Here is a 26,349-nt window from a genome sequence, read left to right as displayed (position 1 = left end):
CCGGCCGGGACAGATGTGTTCGGGTAGTCGAAGAGGAGTCAGATGGCCGTCATCCGCGGCGCGGTGTTCACGATCAGCTGGACGACCCCGTACCCCGACCTGCTCGCCGACGGCGCGCTGGGTGGGTTGACGACCCGGTCGCGGCATGAGCAGGTGTACCGGTCGTACCGGCCCGAGCTGATCATGCCGTGGGAGCCGGACGCGGAACCGGCCACGTGGAGCCGGTTCTGGTCGGCCTACCTGGGCAAACCGGGCGTGATGCGCAAGCCGAACGCCGACATCGTGTTCCAGCGGGTCGTGCCGTTCCGGCTCGGGGAGTTGCCCTCGCTGCACGGTCCGGAGGGCACCACCGTCACAGCCCGGGTCCTGCTGTACCCCGCCGCTGTCGCGGTCACTCTCACCGTGCGGGTGACCGGGACCTGGCTGGCCACCGACCTCGCCGACGCCCTGGCCCGGCTCCGCTCCGCAGCCGTCTGGGGCGTCGACGCGCCGGGACGACTGACCCTGCGCGCGATCGCCACCCACCTCCGCGACACCGCCGTCCCCCGCCTCACCACCGACGGCCGCCCAGTCGAGGCAGCCCCCGACACAGTCCACACCGTCGCCGCCCCCCTGACCGCCACCGACGGCACCCCGGACGACCTGTCCCCGACCGTCGACGGCGTGGGCCCGTGCATCGCGGGCCTGGCGTCCCTGGGTCCACCCGGCGCGTTCGACCCGGACCGCTTCCTGGCGTCGAACAGCGACACAAACCTGGCGGGCCGCCTCTACGCCCACGGCAGCGGCCTCACCATCTGGTCACCGCGGCAGCTCTTCGACCAACCGGATCCCGACCGCCTGCTGTGCCTGGTCCGCAACCAGACCGACTTGTCGGTGCAGGTAGAGGCATTGCGCGGGATGGCCCAGTGGGCCGCCGACCGGCTGACCGAGGGCCCGCCGCCGCCGGTCGAGGTCCACCCGCTGCTCCGGGCCGTCACCGCTCGGCTGCGAACCCTGCGAGAAGGCAGGCGGGACCGGACGTACCGGAGCAAGGTCGCCGCTGTGCGGATCGAGCCGCTGGCGGACGTGCTCGTCTCGCTGGACATCCTGTAGCCGGGTCTGCTGTTGGGGTCGACATCGACCCAACCCTCGACCCGTGCTTGACCCTCGACCTCCACGTGAGCCTTAACCCGCTGCGACCTGCCCGCCGTTGCCTGCCTTGCGCGGCAGGGGCATCACCGGCGTCACGACCACACCGACCTGCCGGGCGCCAGGGTGCGACGATCGTTGCCCGGGTGGGCTGATCGTCCTGGCCTGGTCGTGTGGTTCTGCTCGCGCCCCGGGGTGACTGTGCTGCCGGGCTGCCATCCTGCGGTCCGACCGCCCTGACCGGAGGCACCGCGATGACCAGCTACGTGTTCGACAACGCCGACGCCCGCGCCCAGGCCCGCTTCGACGTGCTGGCCGCGTTCGACCCCGCCAGCCACTTCGCCCTCACCACCGCGGGCCTGGCGCCGGGCTGGACCTGCTGGGAGATCGGCGGGGGAGACGGCCGCGTCGGCCACTGGATGTCCGACCAGGTGGGCCCCGGCGGCTCGGTGCTCGTCACCGACATCGACCCCCGCCACATTCCCACCAGCGACCGCCCCAACCTCACCGTCCACCAGCACGACGTGGTCAACGACCCCCTTCCCGCCGCCACCTTCGACCTGATCCACGCCCGCCTCGTCCTCATCCACCTACCCCAACGCCTCGCCGTCCTGGACCGCCTCATCACAGCCCTGAAACCCGGCGGCCGCCTGGTGCTGGAGGAGTTCGACCTCCAGCACCCACTCCTCCCGCACACCACAACCCCCGAACACCGCACCACCTTCACCGCCGTCCACGCCCCCCTCCTCCACCTCTACACCACCCGCGACGTCAGCCCCACCTGGGCCCGATCCCTCCCAGAACTCCTCATCGCCAAGGGCCTGACCAACCCCCAAACCCACACCACAACCCACCTCCTCCACGGCGGCACACCCCAAACCACCCTCCACCGCGTGAACACCGAACAACTAACCCACCCCCTGATCGCCACCGGCGTCACCCCCAAATCCCTGGACGCCTTCTACACCCTCCTCGACACCCCGGACTTCACAATCTGGTCCTACCCGCTCGTATCAGCACTAGGAACCCGCCCCACCTGGTGACGAGTCTGTCCCAAATCAACCGCGACGGTGTCGCGGAATCACTGTTTGATTCTGCCTTCGACAGGTCAACGCGAACACTTTCAGAGGCGTTGAGTACAGCTGACTTACGACGCAGTGGAGGGATCTGCCGAACGCGCCAGCAGGCGGCAACAGAGCTCGGAACCAGGATCGACAACTCGACGAGCGCGGCCGCGGCCGGGAGTCCGATATCGGGGCCAGGTGCGTTGCCCAACTGGGCAAACAGCGCCTGCTGCTCGCGGGTGAGCACACAGAGCAAGTAGGACAGCACGGCGGGCAGGCTCGTGGACGGGTCGCCGGTGTCCAGCAGACCGAACCTGGTGGCCTCGTCCTGCAGACCAACGACGATCTCGGCGAGTGAGCGCGTACGAGCAAGCCCGGTGACGATGGCAAGCGCCAGGGGATGGCTCGAAGAACAGGGAAGAGGGCTTGGCGAACCCCCATTCGTGGCCCGCCAGAGACGCATGCCTGAGCTTGTCCTGGCTTCTACTGCTTGCGGATGTGGTGCAGGAGTAGTGCGAGGTCGATTCGCAGGTCGGACACAACTCGGCCACGTCGAAACCCTCACCGCGAACAGCACAACCCGTGCGGCGCGCTTCAGCTTGTTGTGTTTGGCGTCGTGGGTGGCGCGGGCGGCGGTGGTGGTGAGGTCGTGGATCACGTGCAGGTCGACGCACGACCTCCTCCAGATGGTCACCCGGGCCGAGACGTGGAGCCGGAATCCCACTGAGACGCGTCCTCGCCCGGCTCGGCAGGCAAACCGGGCGAGGACCACCTCCGCGGCCTACTTGGCGTGGTGCGCGCTCGTGCCCGCGTCAGACGAAGACTCGTCCGACGCGGGCAGGGCGGTCGCTGCGGTCGCTACGGCGAGGAAGTCGTGGAGGGTGTCGCCAGTAAAGGTGAGCACCACGGCGCCGTTCATGCCACCTCCGAGGGTGAACTCGGTCTCGCCCGCGGTGTTGGTCTCGTACGACATCGGGCAGCCGGTGTTGAGCTTCGCATAGACATCGAGAGTCGGGGCATACATTTGTGGCCTCACACTTCTGTCGCGCAGCCAATCCACGCGACGTCGATATCGAGCGGTTGTCAACTCGCGGGACCCTCGCGGCATCCCGTGTTGTGTCCACCAAATTAGGTCGACGGTCGCGGCCGCGACAGAGCGGCAATGCGGCTACGTTGTGGCGTCCTTGTGGCGTCACCATCGCCGCAACACGGAATTGCCGTGTCAGACTGAGATTTGCGGCAGCGCCTGTGACCATGTGGTGGTGCAGTCGTGAAATGTGGCACGATCGTGGCATCGGGCGTGGGCGGATGGGGATGTCATGGCAACGCGACGACGTGCATTGGCGCAGCGAAGAGTTGCGATGGGATTCACCCAAGAGACCCTGGCGGAGGCAGTCGGGGTAGAGCGCTCGACAGTAGCGCGGTGGGAGCTGGGTGCCCAGGTACCCATGCCGGGGATCCGGCGTCGACTGGCGGACGCACTGACGGTGCCACTTCACGAACTAGTGGCGCTACTCGAAGCCGGTCCTGCTCAGGCTAATCTCGATCTAGAGCCAGTCGGCGAGGCGCACCTCCTACCTCAAGCGGTAGCAGGGCGACCTCAAGACCAGGCGCCGCAGGATCGACGAACACACGTCGAGGCCCTGGGATGGCACGCTGGTCCAGGTGGAGATGTCGGTGATGGGCTGCCCGGCGGGGATGCCGTGGAGTCGGTGATGAGGTTGGGAGGCGCGGACGTGGATCGTCGTACGTTCCTCGCGTCAGCCGCGGTGACTGTCGCGGCCGCGGCGTTCGCTCCCAGTGACCCGGACGCGATCACGCGCCGTGTGGCTCGCGCGGGGGGCGTTCGGGTCGGTGCCGGGGAGGTCGCGGCGATCCGCACGATGACCACGGCTCTGGGGGACACCGCGTCGGAATTGGGGGGTGCGCACGCGCGCCATCTGGTGGTGCGCTACCTCGTTGATGACGTCGGGCGGTGGTTGGACGGGACCTACAGCGAGGCCGTCGGGCGGGAGTTGGTCACCGCGACCGCCGAGTTGGTGCACCTTGCGGGGTGGATGGCGCGTGACGCGGGCGAGACCGGCATAGCTCAGCGGTACTACCTCCACAGCTACCGTTTGGCGAACGAGGCAGGCGCCCCTGAAGTTGCCGCCACGTCACTTCGGGGGCTCGCCGACCAAGCTCTTGACCTCGGCTACAAGGGCATGGCGCTCCGTTTCGCCGATGCCGCCGACCACACTGGACGTCATCTGGGCGAGCCGAAAGCGCGGGCCTACTACGCCACGACTCACGCGCGCGCGGCGGCAGCCGACAGCGACTTCGCGACCGCTCGCACTCGACTGGCAGTGGCCGAGAGTGCCATGAACCGCGCCGCCAATTCACCGGGCACCAGCTGGGCCGGTCACTACAGTCCAGGCCGATGGGCCCACGAGGCGGCAGTGGTCCATGCCCGCATGGGCGACACGCTCGCCGCCGAGCAACACATCGAGCACGCGCTCTCGCTCGGCCTCGACCGCCGCCGCACCCGCGCCATGGTCTTGGCCGACCTCGGCAACATCCGATTCCGCCGCGAAGACGTCGACGGCGCCGTTGACGCGTGGACCGAGTTCGTGGGTCTCGCCGAAGGTGTGCACTCGACACGGATCGACCGCAGTGCCGCCGACATCGCCGTGCGGCTGAGCTCAGTCGCGGGGAAGTCGGCTGCTCACGTACGGGAACTGTTGGCCCGACGCAGCCCGACTTGATCCGGGCGCTTCGCCGAGCAAGACCAGGGCGCGCAGGCCACCGATGGAACAGATCCGGAGATCGGCGAGTTCGCCTTCGTCGTCATCGCCGAGGCGGTGACCGACTGCTACGCGCCAACGTGGCACTTGGCTTCACAGCTGACCCGGTCCTGGTGTACTGGAAGGTGAGCTGGGTCATACCTGTCGCGGATCGGCCGTTCCCGGCGATCACTCTGGTGACTACGTCGGCGATCTTGTGGGGCGGCATGGACTGGGTGGCTCGTCGACCGAGTGGTTGGGGCTCGTGACCGGTTCGCCGCCGGATCGGGGTGGGATCGCCGAGCGGCGGAGGCGGCGGCAGGTGGTCGATCAGATGATCACCGCGCACTCGATCCTGCGCGACAGGTACGCGCGGCGCTCGCTCGTCATGACGTGCGGGTTGTTGGTCGCCTCGACGGTGGCGACCGCGTTTGCCTTCGCCGCTGGGGAGGCGGTGGTGCGGGTCGGGCCGGTCGTGGCGCAGCGGTCCACCTGGCTCGGCTGGTTCGCGGTGCTCACCTTCGCCGTGACCCTGGTTGATCTGACGGTCGACTGGAAGGCGGGCAAACGACGCCACGAGGACGCCGTGCGCCGACTGTCGGAACTGAAGGCGGAACTCCGGACACCGCCTGCGCCGGAGGAACAGGCCAAGCTGTCGCTGAGGTACCAGGTCGTCATGGACTCCGTGCCCGCGATCCCCGACCGGTTGTTCGCCTCGCTGAAGGCCGCCCACCTGCGCAAGGTCGAGATCAGCACACTGCTCAGCGAGCGCCCCGGCATCTCGGTGCGAGCCGCCAGGAAAGCGTTGCGGCTCAAGGTCCGCGAGCACCCGACCAGTTGAGCACGGCGTAGGTGGCGGCATCCGACACCACCGCAGGCCGATGCGGGGACCTTGAGCTGATCTCCGGAGTCCCCGTTTCCCGTGCCTGCCCGGGGAGGGGGATTCCCCAGGCAGGCACAGCGGGTCAGGCGGCTTCGGGAACCGGCGTGGCGCTCGCCTCCTCCGCGACCTCCTCGCTGGGTCGGATGCCCCACAGCACGAGCCCCGCGAGGGCGAAGGACAGGATGGCGCTGGTGAGCGCGATCCCCGCCAGCCCGGAGGTGAATGCCTCGCGGGCGGAGGCGAGCAGGGTGTCGGCGGTGGACGGCGGGAGCGAGGTCGTGGCGGCGACGCCGTTGGCGAGGCTGTCCTGGATGGCCTCGGCGGTGGCGGGTGGGGTGCCGGGCGGGACGGTGACCTGGGCGCGGTAGAGGCCGGTGCCGAGGCTGCCGAGGGCGGCGACGCCCAGGGCCATGCCGAGTTCGGTGCTGGTCTCCGACACCGCCGAGGCGGAGCCCGCCATCTGCGGGGGCGCGGAGCCCACGATCAGGTCGGTGCCCAGGGCGACCACGGGACCGCCGCCCGCGTAGAGGATCGCGAAGGCCGTGACCAGCAGGCCGACGTCCTGGCTCGGGGTCACCAGGAGCAGCAACAGGTGGCCGACGCCGGAGACCGCGAGACCCGCGGCGACGACCGGCGCGGGACCGAACCGACCCGCCAACCCGGGGGCCGACATGGACGTGATGATCAGCGTGAACGCGGCGGGGAGCAGCCACAGGCCCGCGGTGAGCGGCGACCGACCGGCGACCAACTGCAGGAACTGGGTGATGAACAAGTACGTGCCGCCCGCGACGAACATGGTCAGCAGCAACGCCGACGCCGCGACGGTGAACGCGCGGCGGCTGAACAGCCGGACGTCGACCAGCGGGTTGGGCGAGGTGCGCTGCCTGCGCACGAACAGGTACCCGAACGCCGCGCCGACCACGATGGCCGCGGCGGCCAGGGCGGGGGAGCCGTCGGTGGCCAGTTCCTTGAGGCCCAGGATGATCGGCAGGATGGCGACCAGCGACAGCGCCACGCTGACCAGGTCGAGCTTGCCGCCGTCGGGGTCGCGGTACTCCGGCAGCAGCACCGGGCCGACGGCGAGCAGCAGGACCATGATCGGGACGGCGATGAGGAACACCGCGCCCCACCAGAACGCCTGCAGGATCAGGCCGCCGATGACCGGGCCGAGCGCGGTGCCGACGGAGAACATCGTCACCCACACCGCGATCGCGAGACCGCGCTGGCGCTCGTCGCCGAACATGTTGACGATCAGCGACAGCGTGGACGGCATGAGGGTCGCGCCGGTGATGCCCAGCAGGGCCCTGGCGGCGATGAGCGTCACCGGGTCGTCCGCGTACGCGGCGAGCACCGAGGCCGCGGCGAAGGCGGCGGCGCCGAACAGCAGGATCTTGCGCCTGCCGATCCGGTCGCCGAGGGTGCCCATGGTGACCAGGAACCCGGCGATCATGAAGCCGTAGATGTCGACGATCCACAGCATCTCCTGGGCACTGGCGCCCAGACCCGAGCTGATCTGCGGGACGGCGAGGTGGAGCACGCTGACGTCCATCGCGACGAGCAACGTCGGCAGCGCGAGCACCGCCAACCCCAGCCACTGCCGGGTCCCCGCTCGGGCGGGTGCGGAGGAGTTCACGTGAGGTCCCTTCCTGCGGTGGTGACCGGGACCGCGAGCCGGCCCCGGGGTGGTGCGACCGGAGTGTGCCGCACCAGTGCGACATTTCGGGCAAAACTACGTGATCCGACATCGAGGGCCGCAGCCACCTCGGCCGCGACGAGTGCCGCGGTGTCGGGCCGGTAAAGGAAGAAGTGCCCGCCGGTGAACAGCCGCGAAGCGAACGCCCCCACCGTCTCCAGCGACCACAGGTGCAGCCGTGCGGCGTTCACCACCGGATCGTCGGAGGCACCCACCGCGAGCACGTCGACACCGGTGCCGGACACCGGTCGGCGGTAGGTCTCCAACGCGGCCAGGTCCGCGCGGATGGCGCGCAGGGTGGCCTGGACGAAGTCGGCGCGCTCCAGCAGACCCGCGGGGATGCCGCCGATGAGGTCCAGGTGCGCCAACAGGTCCGCGTCGCTGCCCTCGTGCAGGAACGGCGGCTCGCTGGGCAGGCAGGGCGCCTGCCTGCCGGACACCACGAGCAACCGGGGCGCGCGGCCGCGGGCCTCCAGCAGCTTGGTCATCTCGTAGCCCAGGACGCTGCCGAAGCTGTGCCCCACCACCGCGAACGGCAACGGATCCAGCTCCGCCACCGCCCGGGCCAGCTCCTGCGCGAGCGGTTCGACCCGGTCCCGCGTGGGTTCACCGGACCTGGTGGCCCGCCCGGGAAGTTGCGCGACGAGCAGCTGCACCTCTGGTGGCAGCAGGTCCCGCCACGGTCGGAACGCGGTCGGCCACCCGCCCGCGTGCGCCAACGCGATCACCCGAGCCGTCGGGCGGCGGTCGGTCGTTCCGCGCAGCTCCACCAGCCACGTCATGACGCCGCCAGCAGCGGGTGGTGGGCACGCAGGTGGTCCAGGACGCGGGTCTGGTGCGGCAGCGCGCGCTGCCCCGGCAGGTGTTCGAGGGAGTGCAGGAACGGATCCTCCGGGGCGGGCAGCCCCGCGATGGCCGCCGCGGTCGCCAGCACCAGGGTCGGCTGGTACCAAGCGGAGTAGCCGCCCTCGTGCGCGAACACGATCCGGCCGCCGGTCAGCTCGTCGGCCAGCGCGCACAGGTGCGCGGTCATCGCGTGCAGGGTGCGGCTGGTGCACATCATCCGCCCCATCGGGTCGTGCCCACCCGCGTCCACCCCAGCCGCCACCAGCAACAAGTCCGGCTGGAACGCGCGCACCGCGGGCTCGACGACCCGCCGCACCGCGGCCAGATACGCCTCGTGCCCCGACCCCGGCGGCAACGGGATGTTCAGCGTCGTCCCCACCCCGTCGCCTGCGCCCGTCTCGCGCACCGACCCGGACGCGGGCGGGAACAGCCCGTCCTGGTGGATCGACACGTAGAGCACGTCGGGGGAGTCGTAGAACGCCCGCTGGATCCCGTTGCCGTGGTGGACATCCCAGTCGAGCACCAGCACCCGCTCGACCCCGGCGCGGCGGGCGGCCCGCGCCGCGACGGCCAGGTTGTTGTACAGGCACAACGCCATCGCCCGGTCCGGCTCGGCGTGGTGCCCAGGCGGCCGGACCACGCAGTACGCGCGGCTGAACCGACCCGCCAGCACGGCCTCGGTCGCCTGCACACACGCCCCCACCGCCAGCCGCGCCGCCCGCGCGCTGTGGTGGTTGACGTGCGCGTACACCCCGGCGTCGCCCGCGCCCAGCGCGGAGGTCGCCTCCACCCGGTCGATGTGCGCCTGGGTGTGCACCAGCAGCAGGTCGTCGTCGGTCGCGGGCGTCGGCGTGACCTGCGTGAACAGGTCCAGCACACCGCTGGCCCGCACCAGGCCCTCCGCGCGGCGCAGGTCGGGGTCGACGGCGAACTGGCGCAACGGTTCCACCCCCGGCCCCACCGGCACGTAGCCGGACCCGGGGCCGGGGTCGTGCCAGTGGCACAGCTCGTGGCTGTACCAGCCGGGCCGGTCAGGCACCGGTGCGGACCAGGCTCAGCCCGGACAGCTCGGCGATCCGGCCGAGGTAGTGCTCGCGCTCCTCGGCGGGGGTGAGCTTGGTGCGGAACACCGAGTCCAGCCAGGCCAGCACCCGCTCGGCGTCCGGCCGGGTCAGCGGCTTGTCGCCGAGGTCCTTCTCGAACGCGCGGATGGCCGCGGCGGGCTCCAGCACACCGGCGGCGTACCCGGACTGGTCGGCGTTGTTGTTGCGGGTGCAGGCGATCGCCTTGAGGACCGCGCTGAAGAACGCCCTGGTGTCGATCTCGCTCATGTCCGTCTCCTGCTCTGGTGCGGGTCAGCTCTCGGCTGCGGTCAGATGAGGCCGACGGCGCGACCGGCGTCGGCCAGCACGGCCACCGCCTGGTCCAGCTCGGCCTCGGTGTGGCTCAGGGTGACGATCGTGCGCAGCCTGGGCAGTGCCTTGGGCACGGTCGGGTAGACGATCGGCTGGGTGAACACCCCGCCGCGCTGGGACAACCGGGCCATCTCCTGCGCCTGCGCGGCGTCGCGGCAGCGCACCGGGACGACCGGCGTGGTGCTGCCCATCGTGTCGAAACCCAGCGCGTGCAGGGCGTCGCGGTAGCGGTCGGTCCGCGCGCGCAGCGTCGAGACCAGCTCCGGCGCGGACCCGATGACCTCGAAGGCGGCCTTCGCGGCGGCGACCTGCGGCGGGGTCCCGGCGGCGGAGAACATCCAGCCGCGGGCGTTGTTCTTCAGCGCGAACACCAGGTCCGCCGAGCCAGCGACATACCCGCCGGTGCTGGGAACGGTCTTGGACAGGGTGCCCATCCGGATCGGCACGTCCGCGCGGTCGAGGCCGAAGTGCTCGACCACGCCGCGCCCGGTCGCGCCGAGCACACCGATCGAGTGCGCCTCGTCGACCATCAGCGCGGCGTCGTGGCGGCGGCACAGCTCGGTGATCGCGGGGATGTCGGCCACGTCGCCGTCCATGCTGAACACCGCGTCGGTGACCACGAGCTTGCCCGCGTCGCCCGCGCGGCGCAGCGCCCGCTCCAGGTCGGCCATGTCGTTGTGCGCGTACGGGGTGACCGTCGCGCCGGAGAGGCGGTAGCCGTCGAGGATGCTGGCGTGGTTGTAGACGTCGCCGATGACGTGGTCGCCGGGGCCGACCAGGGCGCTGACCGTGGCCACGTTCGCCATGTAGCCACTGGTGTAGATGATCGCGTCCTCGGTGCCGAGGAACCGCGCGATGGTCAACTCCAGTTCCCGGTGCAGGTGCAGGGTTCCCGCCAGCAGCCGGACGCCGTGCGCCCCGGTGCCGTGGTCACGCACCGCGCGTTCGGCGGCCTGATCGATGTAGTCGTGGCGGATCAGGCCGAGGTAGCTGTAAGAGGCGAAGTTCAGCAGCCACTTGCCTTCCACGCGGATGCGGGAACCCTCGGTCGCCTCGATGACCGGCTCGTAGAAGTAGTCACCCCTGGCCACGATGGCCCGGTCGTCGACCGAGAGCGCGTCGATCCGCCGGTCCAGGAACGACCCACCCGCGGAATCGGAGAGCCGCGTCGGCAGCGTCCTGCGTGGCGTCGACGTGAGCCGTGGCGGGGTCGCCTCGACGCGGTGGTCGCGAGGCGCCGGAACGGCGATCGCGGGCCGGACCAGCTGGGGCGCCTGCTCGGGGGCGGCGGCCGAGGTGTCGCGGAAGCGGTCCCAGTCGGGCACGAACACCGCCTCCTGCGCGGCGGCCGATGCCGCGGTCGGGAACGCGGCGGAGACAGGCACGGGCGCGGCAATGGTCGGAACCTCGACTGGGGCCGGACCGGCTGGGGCACCCGAGTGCGGGAACGTCGCGGGTGGGGCGGCGACCGGGAACGTCGTGGTGACGTGCACGGGCGCCGGGCTGGGCGCGGCCGGGACCGGGGACTCGGCCGAGGGTGGGAAGGCCGGTGCCGCTGTCGGGAACGTGGCGGTGACGTGCACGGGCGCAGGGTTGGGTGCGGCCAGGGTCGGCGGGGTGGCTGACGAGGTGCTCAGGTGGGCCAGCAGGGCGCCGACGTTGGTGTGGTCGAACAGGACCGCGGGGTCGACCTCGAGCCCCTCGGCGGCGAGTGCGGCCGTGACCTCGACCGCCATCATCGAGTCCAGGCCGAGTTCGAGCAGGTCGTCGTCCGGGACGACCGCGTCGACGTGCAGGGTGCGGCACAGGATGGCCGAGAGCGGGGGCCACAGGCCGTCGGCGGGGCCAGCGAGGGGTGTGGTGGTCATCGTCTCTTTCCCGGGTTCGGTGGCGGCGAGCGTGTAGTTGCCCGGCGGTAGCGCCAGGGCGTCGTGCAGCAACGCGATCCCGTCCTCGGCGGTGAGCGCGGGGATGCCACGCCTGGCCGCGCCCTCGGCGACGTGCTCGCCCATCCCGGCGGCCCACAGCCCCCAGTTGAGGCTGTACCAGGGCTCTCCGCGAGAACGGCGGGCCGCCGCGTACCCGTCGAGGTAGGCGTTCGCGGCCCCGTAGGTGCTCTGCCCGAGGTTCCCGTGGACCGCGGAGATCGACGAGAACAGCGCCACGAACCCGCGTGCCCGGCCGAGCGCGTGGACGCCGCCGATCTTGGGTGCCAGCACCTCGGCGATCCGCTCGTCGGTCTGCGTCCGGGCCAGTCCGTCGCGCAGTACCCCGGCGGCGTGCACGATCCCGTCGAACTCACCGAGGTCGGGCAGGTCGCGCAGGTCGGCCCCGATGGTCCGCACGTCGCACCGCGAGGCCAGGCGCGTCAGCCGTTCGTGCGCCGGACCCGAGGTCGGCACGGTCCGCCCGACCAGGGTCACCTGCGCGGCCCCGGCGGCGGCCAGCGTCTCGGCCACGTGCAACCCCAGCGCGCCCATGCCGCCGGTGATCAGGAACCGCCCACCCGCGTACGACCGGCGCGGCGCCCGCACCGGCGTCGACTCCTGGCCAGGCGCGAACCACTTCCCGTCGCGCAGCGCGAGTTCCGGTTCCTCGAACAAGACCTCGTCAACGGGCTCGTCGGCGTCCACCAACCGGATCCGCGTACGCGGGTGCTCCAGGCGCAGTGTCCGCACCAGACCCCATGCGGCTGCGTGCACCGGGTCGACGTCCTCGCCGCCGAGCACGTCTTGGCCGCGCCGTGTCAGGAACACCAGGTCCGGCACCGGCCGCCGGGTCACCAGTTCGCGCACCTGGGCGAACAGTTCCCGCACCGCGGCTTCACCTGCGCCAGCAGGCGTCACCACCACCGGCGAACCCTCGACCCGCGTCGGAGCAACCGAGTCCCACCGCGTGGCCGTGATCAGTCCGCGTGACCGGGACGGTCCCTTGAGCGTGATCCGGTCGAGCTCGACCAACACCTCACCCTGCAGGCTGCACACCGTCGCCCGACCGCGCACCAGCCCCGGCCGCGGCTCGCCAACGCGCTCCACCAGCACCAGCACGGTCCCGCGAACGGGGCGCCGAGCCGAGACCCGGCCGACCACCCACGGAAGGCACGCCCCCGCGGCACCCCCGTCGAGCAGACCCAGGCACTGGAACGCACTGTCGAGCACCGCGGGCGGCACGAACCCGGTCACGTCGTAGCCGGAGCTGACCACCGCCAGCACCTTCGCCGCGCCCCGGTGTAGGGACCGGACAGCCTGGTACGTCGGCCCGTACTCGATCCCGCTCGACGCCCGCCACGCCGCGAGCTCACCGAGCGCGACCCCCTCGGGGCAGCTCGCCCGCAGCTCCGCGGTGTCCACATAGGTCGGTGGCGGCAGCGGGCGCCCGACCACCGACGCCTGGCAGTGCCGGGTCGACCCGGCCAGCAGCGCGGTCGCGCCGTCCGCCTCGGTGATCAGCAGCTCGATCGGGTCCACCACACGCAGCGGCGCCGAGAACGTCACCTGGTCCAACCGCCACGCCTGGTCGGCGCGCCGCGCGTCGGCGGCGGTGAGCAGCAGATCGATCTGGGCGGCGGCGGGCAGGACGGGCGTCCCGCCGACGCGGTGGTGGGCGACCACCACGTCGGCGGGGGTCAGGGTCACCCCGGCGGTGGTGACCGGGTCGGCGGCTCGGGTGCTGGTCACAGCCTCAACTCGAATCTGTCGCTGGCGAGGACGGTTCCGTTGACCTGGATGTCGACGAGGTGGTCGCCGGGGTAGTAGCGGCGGGTCTGGATCTCGCGCACCTTGTGCACCTTCTCCAGCGTCTTGCGCTCACCGGCGCCCAGGTCGACGGTGGCGAGCTTGAACACCTTGGGGATGGCCTTGCCGCCGAGCCGCACGTGGTGCACGACGTAGTCGACGGTGACCGAGTGCGGGGTGGAGTCGCCGTTGACCAGGTCGACCCGGATGGTCACCGCCTCGCCGAGCCGGATCGCGGTGGGCGCGATGCGCACCGCGGGGATCTCGATGTGCTCGCCGCCGGTGGCCCCGAGCAGCCGCAGCGCGTCCTGGTCGCCCTTCTTGACCAGGGTGCGCAGGCCGTGCTTGACGATCCACGCCGTCTCCGGGGTCTGGCTCTCGGCCAGCCAGCGGGCCGCGGTGGCCAGTGCCAGTTCCCGGTCGTCCTTGGTGATGTCGTTGAGGTTGTTGGCGACCGACTTGCGCACGTACTCCGACGAGTCCGACCGCAGCGGCTCCAGGATCGCCAGCACCGGTCGAGGGTCCTTGACGAACCGGGTCAGCGTCTTCGCCCACGGCAGGCGGGACCGGCAGCCCTCGCTGGCCGCGCGCCGCACGTTGTGGCTCGGCGACAGCGCCCAGTCCGCGAGAGTGGCCATGGCCAGGTCGTAGTGCTTGTCGATGTACGGGCGAACCGCGTACTCGGCGGTGTGCCTGCGGGTGATCTCCTCCAGGGCGCGCAGCGACACCTCGGGGTGCTCGTGCCCGTACTCCTCGACGAAGCGGGCCACCGGCATCAGGAACCAGGACTCGTTGAACATGCCCTCGCCCTCGGCCAGTTCCGCGCCGAGGATCGCCGCCAGCACCTCGACCGCCGCCGGGTAGTCGGCGGGCAGCCGGTCGCGCAGGCCCTCGGCGAGCACCAGCACCCGGTCCTTGAGCTCCTTGCCGGGGATGCGGGCGGCGACCTCCCGCGCGTAGCCGTCGACGTCGAAGTCCGGGCGCACCGCGCGGACCTTCGTGCCGATCAGCACCGCGGCGTCCTCGTTGAAGTGCCGCTTCAACCCGTACTCCTGGCTAGCCATGGCCGTTCCTCCCCATCGCGGGTACACCGTTGATCGAATGGGGCGGATCGTATTGGTCGGACGCGGCGGACGAATCGGGCACCGACGGCTCCCCGGTCGGGATCCAGTGCGCGGCCCGGTCGAACGCGTAGGTCGGCGCGGGCACCACCCGGCCGGGCGTGGTGGCGGTCCAGTCGACGGCCGCGCCGCTGCCGTACCGGTCGACGAGCGCGGTGTGCAGGCGTGCCGCCGGGTCGTGGCCGCGGCGCAGCACGTGCTCGTAGCGGTTGTCGACGCCGGGCAGGTTCGCCCTGGCCAGGCTCACCAGCACCGGCGCGGGACCGATCTCCCAGTAGGTGCGCGCGCCCGCGGTGTGCAGCCTGCCGACCGCGTCGCTCCACCGCACCGGGGAGGTCAGCGCCCGCGCCCAGGTGCCGGGGTCGGCGACGGTGGCCGCGGTGTGCCAGTCGCCGCGCAGCGTGGACACCACCGGGATCGTCGGCTCGGTGATCTCGGTGCCCGCCACCGCGTCGGCGAACGCGGCCAGCGCCCCGGCCATCGCCGCGGAGTGGAACGCGTGGCTGACGGTGAGCGCGGTCGTGCGGTGCGGGCAGGCCGCCCGGAACGCCGCCAGCGCCGCGTGCGGTCCGGCGACGGTCGTGTTGTCGGGGGAGTTGTAGGCGGCGACCTCCACCTCGGGGTGGCCTGCCAGCGCGTCGTGCACCGCGTTCGGGTCGGCGTGCACGACGAGCATGCCACCGGAGCTGGGCTGGGCCTGCATGAGCTGGCCGCGCTGGGCGGTCAGGCGCATGAGGTCCGGCAGGCTGATCGCGCCCGCGGCGTGCACGGCGGTCAGCTCGCCGACGCTGTGCCCGGCGACCAGGTCGGGCCGGATGCCCCACGCCGCGAGCAGCCGCAGCAGGGCGACCTGGGTCGAGACGATCCCGACCTGCGCGTGGGCGGTGTCGGTCAGCTGGTCGCTCGCCGCGCCGTGCAGCAGGTCGAGCAGGGGAGTGGCCAGGTGCGGGCGCAGCAGCTCCGCGCACTCGTCGATGCCTTCGCGGAAGGCGGGCTCGGCGGCGTAGAGCTCTTGGCCCATGCCCGGGTATTGCGAGCCCTGGCCGGTGAACAGGAACGCGACCGGGGGAGTCGAGGTGGTGAGCCGGGCGAGCGGCGTCGCGCCGGAGGCGACCTCGCCGAGCGCTGCTGCCAGCTCCCCGGCGTCGGCGCCCCGCACGGCCACTCGGAACCGGTGCTCGGCGCGGCCGGTGTTCGCGGTGTGCGCGAAGTCGACCAGGGCCGTGTCCGGGCCCAGGTGCTCGGCGTAGCGGGCGGCGAGGTCTCGGACCGACTGCTCCGAGGCACCACTGACCCGCACGATGTGGCTGGTGCGCTCGGCTTCCGACTCCAACGCGACGGCTGGCGCCTCTTCCAGGACGACGTGGGCGTTGACCCCGCCCATCCCGAACGCCGACACCGCGCCCCGCCGCGGCTGCGACCCGCGGTGCCACGCGTGCGCCCGGTCGGCGACGTAGAACGGCGTGCCCTCGAACCGGATGTGGTCGTTGGGCCTGGTCACGTGCAGGGTCGGCGGGACGATGCCGGTGCGCATGGCCAGCAGCACCTTCACCACGCCCGCCAGTCCGGCGGCGGGTTCCAGGTGGCCGATGTTGGACTTGAGCGACCCGAGCGCGCAGAACTGCGCCCGGTCGGTGTGCGCTCGCCACGCCGCGGTCGCGCCCTCGACCTCGATCGGGTCGCCGAGACCGGTTCCGGTGCCGTGGGCCTCCAGCAGGCCGATGCTGTCGGGGGTAGCCCCGGCGTCGGCCAGCGCGGCGGTGATCACCTCGCGTTGTGCGCGGGGACTCGGCGCGGAGTACCGGGTGGTGCGCCCGCCGTGGTTGACCGCGATGCCCTTGACCAGGCCGAGCACGTGATCGCCAGCCGCGACGGCGTCGGTGTGCCTGCGCAGCACCACCGCCACGGCACCCTCACCTGGGGCGAACCCGTCGGCGGACGCGTCGAACGTCCGGCACCGCGCCCGCGGCGACAGGGCGGCCAGTTCCCGCATCGACTCGAAGTACTCCGGGCTGATCGCGGCGTGCACCCCGGCCACGACGGCGGTGTCGATGTCGCCGGACCGCAGGTGCTGCGCCGCGGTGTGCAGCGCGACCAGGGTCGACGAGCACAGCGTGTTCACCAGGGTGCTGGGGCCGTGCCAGTCCATCAGGTACGACAGCCGGTTGGGGATCATCGCCTCCAGGCCCAACCCGCGCCCGGCGGCGACCCCGTGCCTGGCCCGCTCCTCGTGGTAGTGGTCGTGGCTGTAGCCGATCCACAGGCCGGTGCGGCTGGACCTGGCCCTCGGGCCCATCCGCCCGCCGTGCTCCAGCGCGGTCCAGATGGTCTCGTAGACCAGCCGGGCCTGCGGGTCGATCAGCGGGGCTTCCCGCGCGGAGATGCGGAACGGGGCCGGGTCGAACAGGTCGACCTGGTCGAGGAACGACGCGTGTCCCCCGGGTCGTGACCCGCGCCGCGCCGTCGGCACCGGGCCGACGGTGTCGCGACCGGCCGCGAGCAGGTCCCAGAACTCGTCCAGGCCGTCGGCGGTGGGCACCCGGATGGCCGCGCCCACCACGGCGATGTCCCTGGCCTGGGGCGGCTCGGCCTCATCGGCAGGCTCAGTGACCGTGGCGGGCCGGGTGACTGCGGCAGGCCGAGTGGTGGGTGCTGGTTCGGGCTGGGGGACGGTGAACGACTCAGACAGCAGGAACTCGGCGAAGCCGCGCGGGGTGGGGTACTCGAAGAACACCGTGGGGTACAGGGAAAGCCCGTGGTCGCGGGAAAGCCGGTCGCTGAGTTCGACCAGGCCGACCGAGTCGAAGCCCGCGGCGAGGAACTCGGTGTCGGCGTGCGCGTCGTCGAGGCCCGATTCGGCGAGGAACCACGACAGCGGGTCCCGCGGGGCGGTGGCGACCTTGCGCTCCACGGCGAGAGTCGGTGCCTGCCGGACCGGTTCGTCCACAGTGGTCGGTTCGGGGAGCTCGTCGCGGAACGCGCGCAGGGGAACGCGCTTGGACGAGATGTCGCCGAACTCCAACAGCACCCGGCCGTCCTCGTCGGTGACGAACTGGGTGACCCGGCACGCTTCGTGGTTCCAGAACGCGACCTCGGTGCGCACGTAGGCGGCGTCCGCCAACGGGCCGTGCCACCGGGTGCGTCGCACCGACAACGGGATGAACGCCGACGCGTCGTCGGAGCCGAACACCGGGTTGTCCGGGTCGATGGCGGCGATGGTCACGCTGTCGAGCAGGCCGGGGAACAGGGCGACGTCGGCCGGGTTGAGGGCGCGCTGCCTGCCGCCCTCGACGCGGGCCAGTGTGCCGCCGGGGATGCCCGCGACCCACGAGATGTTGCGGTAGTAGCGGCCGTGGGTGTAGCCGATGCGCCGCAGCCAGCGGTAGACGCCCGATCCGGAGTGCAGCGTGCCGCACTGGTCGAGCAGCGCCCGCACCGGGACGTCGATCGGCGTGGGCGCGGGGGCATCGGCCAGCACACCGGTGACGAAGGTGGCGCCGTTCTCGTCCAGGACGGTGAACGTGCCGCCGGGCCCCACCTGGCAGATCACGCGCTGCGGCTCGTCGGGGATGAGCGGCCGGGAGAACAGCAGGTCGTCGACGCCGTGGAACCGGCCGCCCGCCGCTTCGACGCCCTGGCGCAGGAAGTCGAACCAGCCGACGCCGGGCAGCATCGCCGTGCGGTACACGGAGTGCTGCGCGATGGGCGTCTCCGCGGGGCCGAAGACCCGCGAGAAGGTGTACCCGGTCGCCGTGGGCTCGACGGTGAGCGGGCCGCCGGGGTCGGCCGAGCGCCGCGGTTCGTCGAGGTTCAGGGAGCGGCCGGTGGCCTGGGCCGCGGGTAACGCCTGCTTGTGCCAGGGCGCGTCACCCTGGAACGCGGCCCAGTCGACTACGTGTCCGGTGTTGTGCGCGTGGGCGGCTGCCGCGGCGAGAACGGCTGCCACACCTGTGCTGTCGGTGACCTCGTCCAGGCGGGCGCCGAGATCAAAACCGTCTGATGTGGACGCTTGGCCGTTGGATCCCGCGAGGGCCTCGGCCAGTGCCTGTTCCAGGTCCGCCTGGCCGTAGCAAGCGGCCACGACCGACACCCAGTCGCTCGGCACGTCGAGTGCTTGCTCGGGGACGCCGGTCGCGCGCAGGGCGGCCACCTGGGCGACCATGGCGCTGACCGGGACAAGGGCACCGGTGAACTCGTCGAGCTGGAGTCCTACGGCTGCCTCGAACCTGTCCAGAAGCTCGGTCACCGCCGGTACTGACCGGTCCAGGGCGATCAACCAGGGTGGTGGAGTCCGCGCGTCGGGTTTGCGCACCACGATGGGGCCATCCGCGGTGGCCTTGCCCAGCAGCCAGGATCGCAGTGCGGCGACGAGGTCACCAGCGTCCACACCGGACACCGCGATGGACGCGGCGCGGCGTGGGCGTGCCAGTCGGGCGGTCGCGCAGACGTCGGCCAGGTCGGTGGCCTGGAGGAACCCGGTCCACTGCGCGGCCAGTTCCCGCAGTCCTTCCGGGGTGTGCGCGGAGATCGGGAGCACCTCGGCGGGCCGGGTGTTCGGCGCCGGGTCGTGGTCCACGCCCTCGACCACGACGTGCACGTTGGTCCCGCCGAAGCCGAATCCGCTGATCGCCGCGCGCCGCACCGGAACGTCGGGCCACGGCGTGTGCTCGGTGGGCAGGTGGAACGGGCTGGTGGCCAGTCGCAGGCGGGGGTTGGGTGCCTCGACGGCGGTGGCGGGGAGTCGGCGCTCGGTGAGGCAGGTGACCAGCTTCGCCAGTCCCGCGAGTCCGGCCGCCGAGTGCAGGTGCCCGATCCGCCGCTTCAGCGACCCGAGCGCGACCGAGCCGGTGGCCACGCCGTGACCGCCGAACACCTCGGTGAGCGCCCGCACCTCGATGGGGTCGCCGATCGCGGTCCCGGTGCCGTGCGCCTCCAGGTACTGCACCGTCGACGGGTCCACAGTGGAGTAGACCGACCGGAGCAGCTCGACCTGGGCCTCCAGGTTCGGGGTGGTGACGCCCATGGTGGCACCGTCGTTGTTCGCGCCCCAGCCGCTGATCGCCGCCAGCACCCGGTCACCGTCGGCGAGCGCGGCCGCCAGCGGCTTGAGCACCAGCGCCGCCGCGCCCTCGCCGGGCACGTACCCGTCGGCCCGCTCGTCGAACGTCTGGCACAGACCGGTGGGCGACAGGGCGCCGGTGCGGGAGAGCAGCACGTAGGTGAGCGGGTCGATCAGCAGGTCCACGGCCCCGACCACGGCCAGCTCGCACGACCCGGCGAGCAGGCTCTGGCCCGCCAACCACACCGCGGTCAGCGAGGACGAGCACGCGGTGTCCACGACGAGGCTGGGGCCGGACAGGTCGAGCCGGTCCGACAACCACGCCGCGGTGAAGTTCTGCGACCGGCCCCACAGCGCGGCAGGCACTGGGTCCACAGTGGAGTCACGGCCGTGGTCGAACCCGTACGAGTTCATCCTGGCACCGACGTAGACCCCGGCCGCCAACCTGCGCCGGGTGCCGAGATAGCCCGCGTCCTCCAGCGCCGAGGCCCCGACCTCCAACATCACCCGCTGCTGGGGGTCCAACAGCACCGCGTCCGCCTCGGCCAGCCCGAACGCGGCGCTGTCGAAGGCGAACGGGTCGGGCAGGAACGCGCCCCTGTCGTGCGCGCCGGTGTAGCGGTCCCTGGCCCACCTCGCGGGCGGCACCGAACCGACCTCGACGGTGTCGCCGCGCAACAGTCCACTCAGCTCGGTCGTGTCCTCCGCGCCGGGCAGCCGCACGGCCATCCCGATCACCGCGATCCGCTGGTCGCTCATCGCGATTCTCCCGTCATGGCCGTGGCGGCCTCGCTGGCGACAAGGCCGCGCAACAGCGACCCCAGAGCGGTCTGCGTCCCCTTCGCGACCACCGGCACCGCGGTGATCACCGCTCCCGAATCCGACTCGCCCGGCTCGGGGCCGATCTCCCTCGCCAACTCGGCGACGGTCCGGGAGCGCAACAACGCCCCCGGATCAACAGTCCACCCAACCCGCCTCTCCAACGCCCCCGTGATCTCCGCGATGGTGATCGAGTCGAGCCCCAACTCCGCCAACACCCGCCCACCGGGATGCGTGCCGAGCACGTCGCGGAACACGTCCCCAACGACCTCGACCAGGTCGTCCCGTCCCGCGTCCACCGACGCCGCGATCACTGCCTGCTCCACAGGTTTGGCTGCGGCAGGCTCGATGGCCGCGATCTCCGCCGGGCCGCCGGGGAAGATCAGGGTGCCGCCGGTGGTGAGGTGGGTGGTGAAGAGGTCCAGGGCGTCGGTGGGGGTGAGGGAGTGTTGGGCGGCGAAGGTGGGGTCCGCGGCCATGCCGGTGCCGGTCCAGTTGGGCCAGGCGTGGGCGGTCACCACAGGGCCAGGGTGTTGGGTTGAGTCGGCGGTGGCTAGCTGGTAGGCGTTGGCCAGGGCGTAGTCGACGACGCCGCGGGCAGCGTCTGGCCGTGCTCCTGCCAGGGAGGAGACCAGGACGACGAAGTCGGCGTTCCGCTGGGTGGCCACCTGGAGGACGGCGAGGGTGCCTTCGATCTTCGGCGCGGTCACCGCGGCCGCAGTCGCCCAGTCGCGGCGGCGCACCAAACCGATCGGGTTGACCCCACCGGAGGCGTGCACGACACCGCGCAGCCTGCCCCACTTCCGCTCGAAGTAAGAGACCTCGGCGGCAAGAGCGTCCTCATCGGACACATCGCAGCGCCGGTACTCGACGTCGGCGGCAAGCACCGGGGCCGTCCCGGCTGAGCGGCCCAGGATGCCGATCCGCCGCGCACCCGAGTCGACCAGGCGCTCGACCAGCAACCGCCCCACGGCGCCCAGCCCACCGGTCACCAGGACGAACCCGTCACCGGTCAGGTCAACCGCCGGACCAGGTCCGGCTGGCTCCGACACCGAGACGAACCGCACGCCACGCCGGTGGGCGACGACCGCGCCTGGCGCGCAGAGTTCACCGACCACCTGCGCCGCCCGGGCGTCAACGGGGTCACGCGGGTCGAGGTCGATGGTGATCGCGGCCACTCCACTCTCGGCGGCCGTGGCGCGCAGGGCATGCAGCCGAGCAGCCGCCTCCGGGTCACCGGGACCGTGCACCGCCGCCGCACCGTGCTCCACCCACGCCACCACCGTGCCCGCGGGCAGCGTCGCCACCTCGCGCAACCGGTTCCAGAAGTCCTCAAGCCCGGTCGCACCGTCGATCACCACGACGACATCCGCCGCCGTGTCCCTGGCTCCAGCAAGCCCACGCACCCGATCGCCCAGTTCCGTGTCGGCACCCAGCACCCGCACCGAGGGAGTCAGCCCAGGTACAGCGGGTTCCGGGATCCACCGAGTGCGCAGAGCGACAGGCGGTGCGGGCGCGCGGTGGTGGTGCCAGAACCGATCCCGCGCGAACGGGTACGTCGGCAAGTCCGAGACCCGCCTGCCCGGCACGGCGGGGACCTCGGCCTCGGCCCGCCCGACCACGTGAACGGCCCGCAGCGCCGACACCAGTTCACCCACCGACCGGCCGCGCACGACGATCCCGAACTCCAGCACCGAGCGCCCGGTGTTGGCGGTGTGGCACAGGTCGGCCAACTCCGTCGCCGTGGCGCGCTCGAACCGGGCGGCATACCGGGACGCGAGTTCCCGCACGGCCTCCTCGGTCGCCCCGCTCACCCGGACCGCGTACTCCTCCACAGTGGACTCAACGTGGCTTCGGGCCGGTGCTTCCTCCAGCACCACGTGGGCGTTGACCCCGCCCATGCCGAACGCGGAGACCGCTGCTCGCCGGGTGCCCCGCGGCCAGTCGCGGAGCTGGTCGGCGACGTAGAACGGGCTGCCCTCGAACCGGATGTGGTCGTTGGGCCGGGTCACGTGCAGCGTCGGCGGGATCTTGCCGTGTTCCATCGCCAGCACCGCCTTCACCAACCCCGCCAGGCCCGCGGCGGGTTCGAGGTGGCCGACATTGGACTTGAGCGAGCCGATCGCGCAGAACTGCGTGCGGTCCGTGTGCGCGCGCCACGCCTTGGTGAGGCCCTCGACCTCGATCGGGTCGCCCAGGCTGGTGCCGGTGCCGTGCGCCTCCAGCAGCCCGATCGACGCGGGGTCGACCCCGGACCTGGCCAGCGCGGTGGCGATGACGTCGTGCTGGGCGGTGCTGTTGGGCACGGTGAACCCGCTGGTGCGCCCACCGTGGTTGACGGCGGTCCCCTTGATCACCGCCCGGACCGGGTCACCGTCGCGCAGGGCCGCGGCCAGCGGCTTGAGCAGCACCGTGACCACACCCTCGCCGGGGACGAACCCGTCCGCGTCGGCGTCGAACGCCCGGGACGCGCCGGTCGGCGAGAGCGCCCGCAGGTTGCCCATCGCGGTGTAGTGCAGCGGCGACAGAGCCAACCGCACCCCCGCGACCACGGCCTGTTCGCACTCGCCGTCGTGCAGGCTGCGCACGGCGGTGTGCAGGGCCACCAGCGACGACGAGCACAGCGTGTCGATGGTCATGCTGGGGCCGGTGAGGTCCAGGAAGTGGCTGACCCGGTTGGCCAGGAACGCGTTGTGGTTGCCCAACCCGGCGTGCGCGTCCAACTCCGGGTCGATGTTGTGGTCCTTGTAGTGCTGGTAGCTGGCGCCCACGAACACGCCGGTCGAGCGCGGTGCCGACAGCGGCGCGATCCCGGCCGACTCCCACGCCTCCCAGACCCCGCGCAGCAGCCACCGCGCCTGCGGGTCGAGCGCCTCGGCCTGCTTGGGGAAGAACCCGAACAGCCCGGCGTCGAACTCGTCGGCGACACCGAGGAACCCGCCGAGCGCCGCCTCCGCGCCCACCCACCGCTCACGCGGCGCCGGGTTGACCTCGTCGCGGCCGCCCGACAGCAGGTCCCACAGCTCCTCCGGGCCCACGGCCCCGGGCACCGCGCAGGAGAGGCCGATCACCGCCACGTCCTCGGCCCGCACATCTTCGGCGCGCACGGCTGCGGCACGCGGGTCGGCGGCACGCGGGTCGGCGCCCGTGGCATCCCCGACCCGCACGTTCTCGGCCGGTGAGCCAGCGGGCTGATGGTCCCATTCGGCCGTCGCCGGGGCGAGAGCTGCCACGGTCGTGGCCAGGGCCCGGCAGTCGCGGGCGTCGAGCACGTCCACCGGGGTCAGCGACACCCCGGCCTTGCGCTCCAACTCGACGGTGACCATCGCGGCGAGCATCGAGTCCATCCCCGCCGACACCAGCCCGGTCGTCTCCGTGACCGACGGGTCGTGCAGCACTCCCCGCACCACGTCCAGCACCACAGCCAGCGCGCCCGTCCGGGGCGCGGCGACGGGCCGGTAGACCACGTCCTCCAGCGACACGAGGACACGCCCGTGCTCGTCGAGCAGGGTGATCGTGCCCCGCCGTGCGACGCCGGTGGTGGGCGAGAGCCGCACGTGGGCGAAGGTGGCCGACGCGGGGTCGGCCCACCGCGTGGCCCGACCCAGGGACACCGGCAGGTAGGTGCCGTGGTCGGCGGTCGGATCGGCCAGCGTCAACACGGCCATGGTCTGCAACGCGCCATCCAGCGCTGCCACTCCAAGGCCCCACGTGTCCAAGCGCACCAACGCGTCCTGTGCGCCGAACCGGATCTCGGTGATCGGCGTCAGCGGCGAAGCCAGGTCCATCGCCTTGGCCGAGAACCACGCGTACAAACCCTCAGCGGCCAACGTCCGAGGGCACCGCCCGCGCAGCTCATCAACCGAGACAGCAGCGGGCGCGTCGCTGGGGGAGGAGGTCTCGGCGCGCGCGATGGTCCGCCCACCGAACGAGAACTCCAATGCTCCGCCGGACTCCTCCGTGGTGACCGCGCCATCGCCCGTTCCCAATGCGATCAACCGCACGTCCGCCAACGCGTCCGCGCGAGCGAACCCGAGTTCCAGCACCAGCGCGCCTGGAACGGTCTCCGCCCCGAAAACCCGGTGCGCCGCGAGCAACTCGGCAAGATCCACCGACGCTGCGGCTTCCTCAGGGCGGAATGGGTACTCCGGCAGGACGACCCGCTCCGGAGTGTGCGGGTGCAGCGACTGCCAGTCGACCTCGGTGCCCGCTGCGAACCGGAGTGCCAGGTCGGCGGGCGTGGAATCGGGGGTGGTCACGGCGGTCGTCCCGCGCCAGACCGAGCCGGGTGAGGTGGCTGCCTTCCGCAAGCCCTCGGCCAGTTCGGCGGGGGAGTGGCCGAGGACGGCGATCCGGTGCGCCAGGTGCGCGCGCCCGACCGCCGCCGAGAACGCCACCGAGCCCGCGTCCACCGTGCCGGAGGACAGGAACCTGGCCAGCGCCTCGGCGCGTCGGGCCAGCGCCTGCGGGGTGTGCGCGGAGACCGGCACCACCTGTTCGCCGGTGCTGCGCCCGGGTTGCCGCGAGGGAACGTGTTCCTCCACGACGATGTGCGCGTTGGTGCCGCCCATGCCGAACGCGCTGATCCCCGCCACCCGTGGACCGGACCACGGCGTCACCTCGGTCGGCAGGGCGAGCACGCCAGCGGAGAGATCCACGTGGGCGCCGGGGTTCTCGAACCCGGCCAGGGGTGGGATCTCCTTGTGTGCCAAGCACAGCAGTACCTTCACCAGCCCGGCCAGGCCCGCGGCCGGCTCCAAGTGGCCGATGTTCGCCTTCACCGCCCCCACCGCGATCGGCCGCTCGTTCCCGGCGAACACCTCGGTCAGCGCGGCCACCTCGATCGGGTCGCCGAGCCGGGTCGCCGTGCCGTGCGCCTCGATCAGCGAGACGTCGGCGGGCGCACGGCCCGCGTCGGCGAGAGCGGCACGCACCACATCCGCTTGGGCCGCCCCGCGCGGTACCGACAGCCCACTACCCCGGCCGCCGTGGTTCACCGCCGCGCCACGGATGACACCCCAGACGTGGTCGCCGTCGCGCTCGGCGTCGTCCAATCGCTTGAGCAGCACCGCGATCGCGCCCTCACCGGGCACGAACCCGTTGGCGCGGTCGTCGAACGGTCGCGGGCGCTCGGTCGACAGGGCGCCGAGTTGGCTGAGACTGCGGTAGTACCAAGGCGTCAGGCCCACGTGGCAGGCCGCGACAACGGCCGCGCCGCACTGACCGGCGCGCAGGCTGGTCACCGCCTGCTGGATCGCGACCAGCGACGACGAACACAACGTGTCCACCGTCTGCGACGGCCCGGTGAGATCGAGCGCGAACGACACCCGGTTGGCCAGCAGCGCGTTCATCGACCCCAGCGCGGTGTGCGGACCGATCTCGTCGAGACCACGCGCGTCGCGGAAATGGGTGTACGTAGCGCCGACGAACACGCCGATGTCGCGCCGTCCGGCCATACCCGCCTCGTCGAGCACCGACCAGGAGTGCTCCAGCAACAGCTTCTGCTGCGGGTCGAGCTCCTCGGCCTCGCGGACCGAGATCCCGAAGAACCCCGGCTCCAACCTGTCCACATCGGACACGAACGCGCCGATCCGGCAATAGGACCCGGTCATCTCCGGCGAGCGCGGCTGGTGGTGCTCGTCGATCGACCAGCGCGGCGCCGGGACCTCCGTGAACGCGTGGTCACCGGCGCGCAGCATGGTCCAGAACTCGTCGAGGGTGCGCCCGCCAGGAAGGTCCGCTGACACGGCCACGACCGCGATCGCACCGCGGTCGGCCGGCTGCGGACGCGGCGTGACCCGCGCGGAAGCCTGCGCCTCTTGCGG

Annotated in this window: 13 protein-coding genes (1 of these 13 only partly in view); 4 read left to right on the top strand and 9 right to left on the bottom strand. The window is 72.0% G+C overall.

The window, feature by feature from the left end:
• Nucleotides 1–42 precede the first annotated feature (42 nt).
• A complete protein-coding gene (locus tag CLV68_RS20065; protein WP_121392456.1) occupies nucleotides 43–1,092 on the top strand; it encodes a hypothetical protein in 1,050 nt (349 codons plus the stop codon).
• A 290-nt stretch (nucleotides 1,093–1,382) separates the two neighbouring features.
• Complete coding sequence (locus tag CLV68_RS20060) at nucleotides 1,383–2,171, top strand: class I SAM-dependent methyltransferase (RefSeq protein WP_121392455.1); 789 nt, start codon at nucleotides 1,383–1,385, stop codon at nucleotides 2,169–2,171.
• An 802-nt stretch (nucleotides 2,172–2,973) separates the two neighbouring features.
• On the opposite strand, the gene CLV68_RS20055 is transcribed toward CLV68_RS20060, so the two are convergent.
• Complete coding sequence (locus CLV68_RS20055; protein WP_121392454.1) at nucleotides 2,974–3,216, bottom strand: hypothetical protein; 243 nt, start codon at nucleotides 3,214–3,216, stop codon at nucleotides 2,974–2,976.
• A gap of 295 nt (nucleotides 3,217–3,511) precedes the next feature.
• Here CLV68_RS20055 and CLV68_RS36080 point away from each other — a divergent pair, with 295 nt between their 5' ends.
• Nucleotides 3,512–4,936, top strand: a complete 1,425-nt coding sequence (locus tag CLV68_RS36080) for a helix-turn-helix domain-containing protein (protein WP_121392453.1) — start codon at nucleotides 3,512–3,514, stop codon at nucleotides 4,934–4,936.
• 340 nt (nucleotides 4,937–5,276) lie between these two features.
• On the top strand, nucleotides 5,277–5,795 hold the full coding sequence (locus CLV68_RS20045) for a hypothetical protein (RefSeq protein ID WP_147460075.1): 519 nt from the start codon (nucleotides 5,277–5,279) through the stop codon (nucleotides 5,793–5,795).
• Nucleotides 5,796–5,919: 124 nt separating this feature from the next.
• Here CLV68_RS20045 and CLV68_RS20040 read toward each other — a convergent pair whose 3' ends face one another.
• The 8 genes in view from CLV68_RS20040 to CLV68_RS20005 are tightly spaced (at most 41 nt apart) and all read right to left on the bottom strand, a layout consistent with a single transcriptional unit that may run on beyond the window.
• Nucleotides 5,920–7,470: an MFS transporter gene (locus tag CLV68_RS20040; RefSeq protein ID WP_246010012.1), complete on the bottom strand. Its 1,551-nt coding sequence runs from the start codon at nucleotides 7,468–7,470 to the stop codon at nucleotides 5,920–5,922.
• Nucleotides 7,467–8,312 (bottom strand): thioesterase II family protein, encoded by an 846-nt coding sequence (locus CLV68_RS20035; protein WP_121392451.1) that lies wholly within the window; start codon nucleotides 8,310–8,312, stop codon nucleotides 7,467–7,469. Before CLV68_RS20035 ends, CLV68_RS20040 begins: the two co-directional genes overlap by 4 nt.
• The gene (locus CLV68_RS20030) at nucleotides 8,309–9,415 is read right to left on the bottom strand and encodes a class II histone deacetylase (RefSeq protein ID WP_121392450.1); all 1,107 of its coding nucleotides are present in this window, start codon (nucleotides 9,413–9,415) and stop codon (nucleotides 8,309–8,311) included. The genes CLV68_RS20035 and CLV68_RS20030 overlap by 4 nt, the downstream gene beginning before the upstream one ends.
• A complete protein-coding gene (locus tag CLV68_RS20025) occupies nucleotides 9,408–9,707 on the bottom strand; it encodes a hypothetical protein (RefSeq protein ID WP_121392449.1) in 300 nt (99 codons plus the stop codon). Before CLV68_RS20025 ends, CLV68_RS20030 begins: the two co-directional genes overlap by 8 nt.
• Nucleotides 9,708–9,748: 41 nt before the next feature.
• Nucleotides 9,749–13,468, bottom strand: a complete 3,720-nt coding sequence (locus tag CLV68_RS20020) for an aminotransferase class I/II-fold pyridoxal phosphate-dependent enzyme (RefSeq protein ID WP_211346690.1) — start codon at nucleotides 13,466–13,468, stop codon at nucleotides 9,749–9,751.
• Entirely contained in the window at nucleotides 13,465–14,589 is a 1,125-nt protein-coding gene (locus tag CLV68_RS20015) for a DNA alkylation repair protein (protein WP_121392448.1), read from the bottom strand. Before CLV68_RS20015 ends, CLV68_RS20020 begins: the two co-directional genes overlap by 4 nt.
• Nucleotides 14,582–20,464, bottom strand: coding sequence for a type I polyketide synthase (locus CLV68_RS20010; protein WP_211346689.1), 5,883 nt, complete (start codon nucleotides 20,462–20,464; stop codon nucleotides 14,582–14,584). The genes CLV68_RS20015 and CLV68_RS20010 overlap by 8 nt, the downstream gene beginning before the upstream one ends.
• Nucleotides 20,461–26,349, bottom strand: partial view of an SDR family NAD(P)-dependent oxidoreductase gene (locus CLV68_RS20005; RefSeq protein ID WP_121392446.1) — the 3' portion only. It continues 2,313 nt past the right edge of the window; only the last 5,889 of its 8,202 coding nucleotides appear in the window; the start codon falls outside the window, past its right edge — the gene reads right to left on this strand; its stop codon occupies nucleotides 20,461–20,463. Before CLV68_RS20005 ends, CLV68_RS20010 begins: the two co-directional genes overlap by 4 nt.

Origin of the sequence: Actinokineospora cianjurensis (assembly GCF_003663795.1) — a bacterium.
In the GTDB taxonomy this organism is placed as follows: domain Bacteria; phylum Actinomycetota; class Actinomycetes; order Mycobacteriales; family Pseudonocardiaceae; genus Actinokineospora; species Actinokineospora terrae.
Note: the sequence above shows the minus strand (reverse complement) of the source record. Positions and strands in the feature narration are given on the sequence as shown.

Excerpts from the sequence above, each read along its gene's own strand:
- CLV68_RS20025 (WP_121392449.1), bottom strand. The coding sequence starts at position 9,707 with ATGAGCGAGATCGACACCAGGGCGTTCTTCAGCGCGGTCCTCAAGGCG.
- CLV68_RS36080 (WP_121392453.1), top strand. The coding sequence starts at position 3,512 with ATGGCAACGCGACGACGTGCATTGGCGCAGCGAAGAGTTGCGATGGGA.
- CLV68_RS20015 (WP_121392448.1), bottom strand. The coding sequence starts at position 14,589 with ATGGCTAGCCAGGAGTACGGGTTGAAGCGGCACTTCAACGAGGACGCC.
- CLV68_RS20065 (WP_121392456.1), top strand. The coding sequence starts at position 43 with ATGGCCGTCATCCGCGGCGCGGTGTTCACGATCAGCTGGACGACCCCG.
- CLV68_RS20010 (WP_211346689.1), bottom strand. The coding sequence starts at position 20,464 with ATGAGCGACCAGCGGATCGCGGTGATCGGGATGGCCGTGCGGCTGCCC.
- CLV68_RS20035 (WP_121392451.1), bottom strand. The coding sequence starts at position 8,312 with ATGACGTGGCTGGTGGAGCTGCGCGGAACGACCGACCGCCGCCCGACG.
- CLV68_RS20055 (WP_121392454.1), bottom strand. The coding sequence starts at position 3,216 with ATGTATGCCCCGACTCTCGATGTCTATGCGAAGCTCAACACCGGCTGC.
- CLV68_RS20060 (WP_121392455.1), top strand. The coding sequence starts at position 1,383 with ATGACCAGCTACGTGTTCGACAACGCCGACGCCCGCGCCCAGGCCCGC.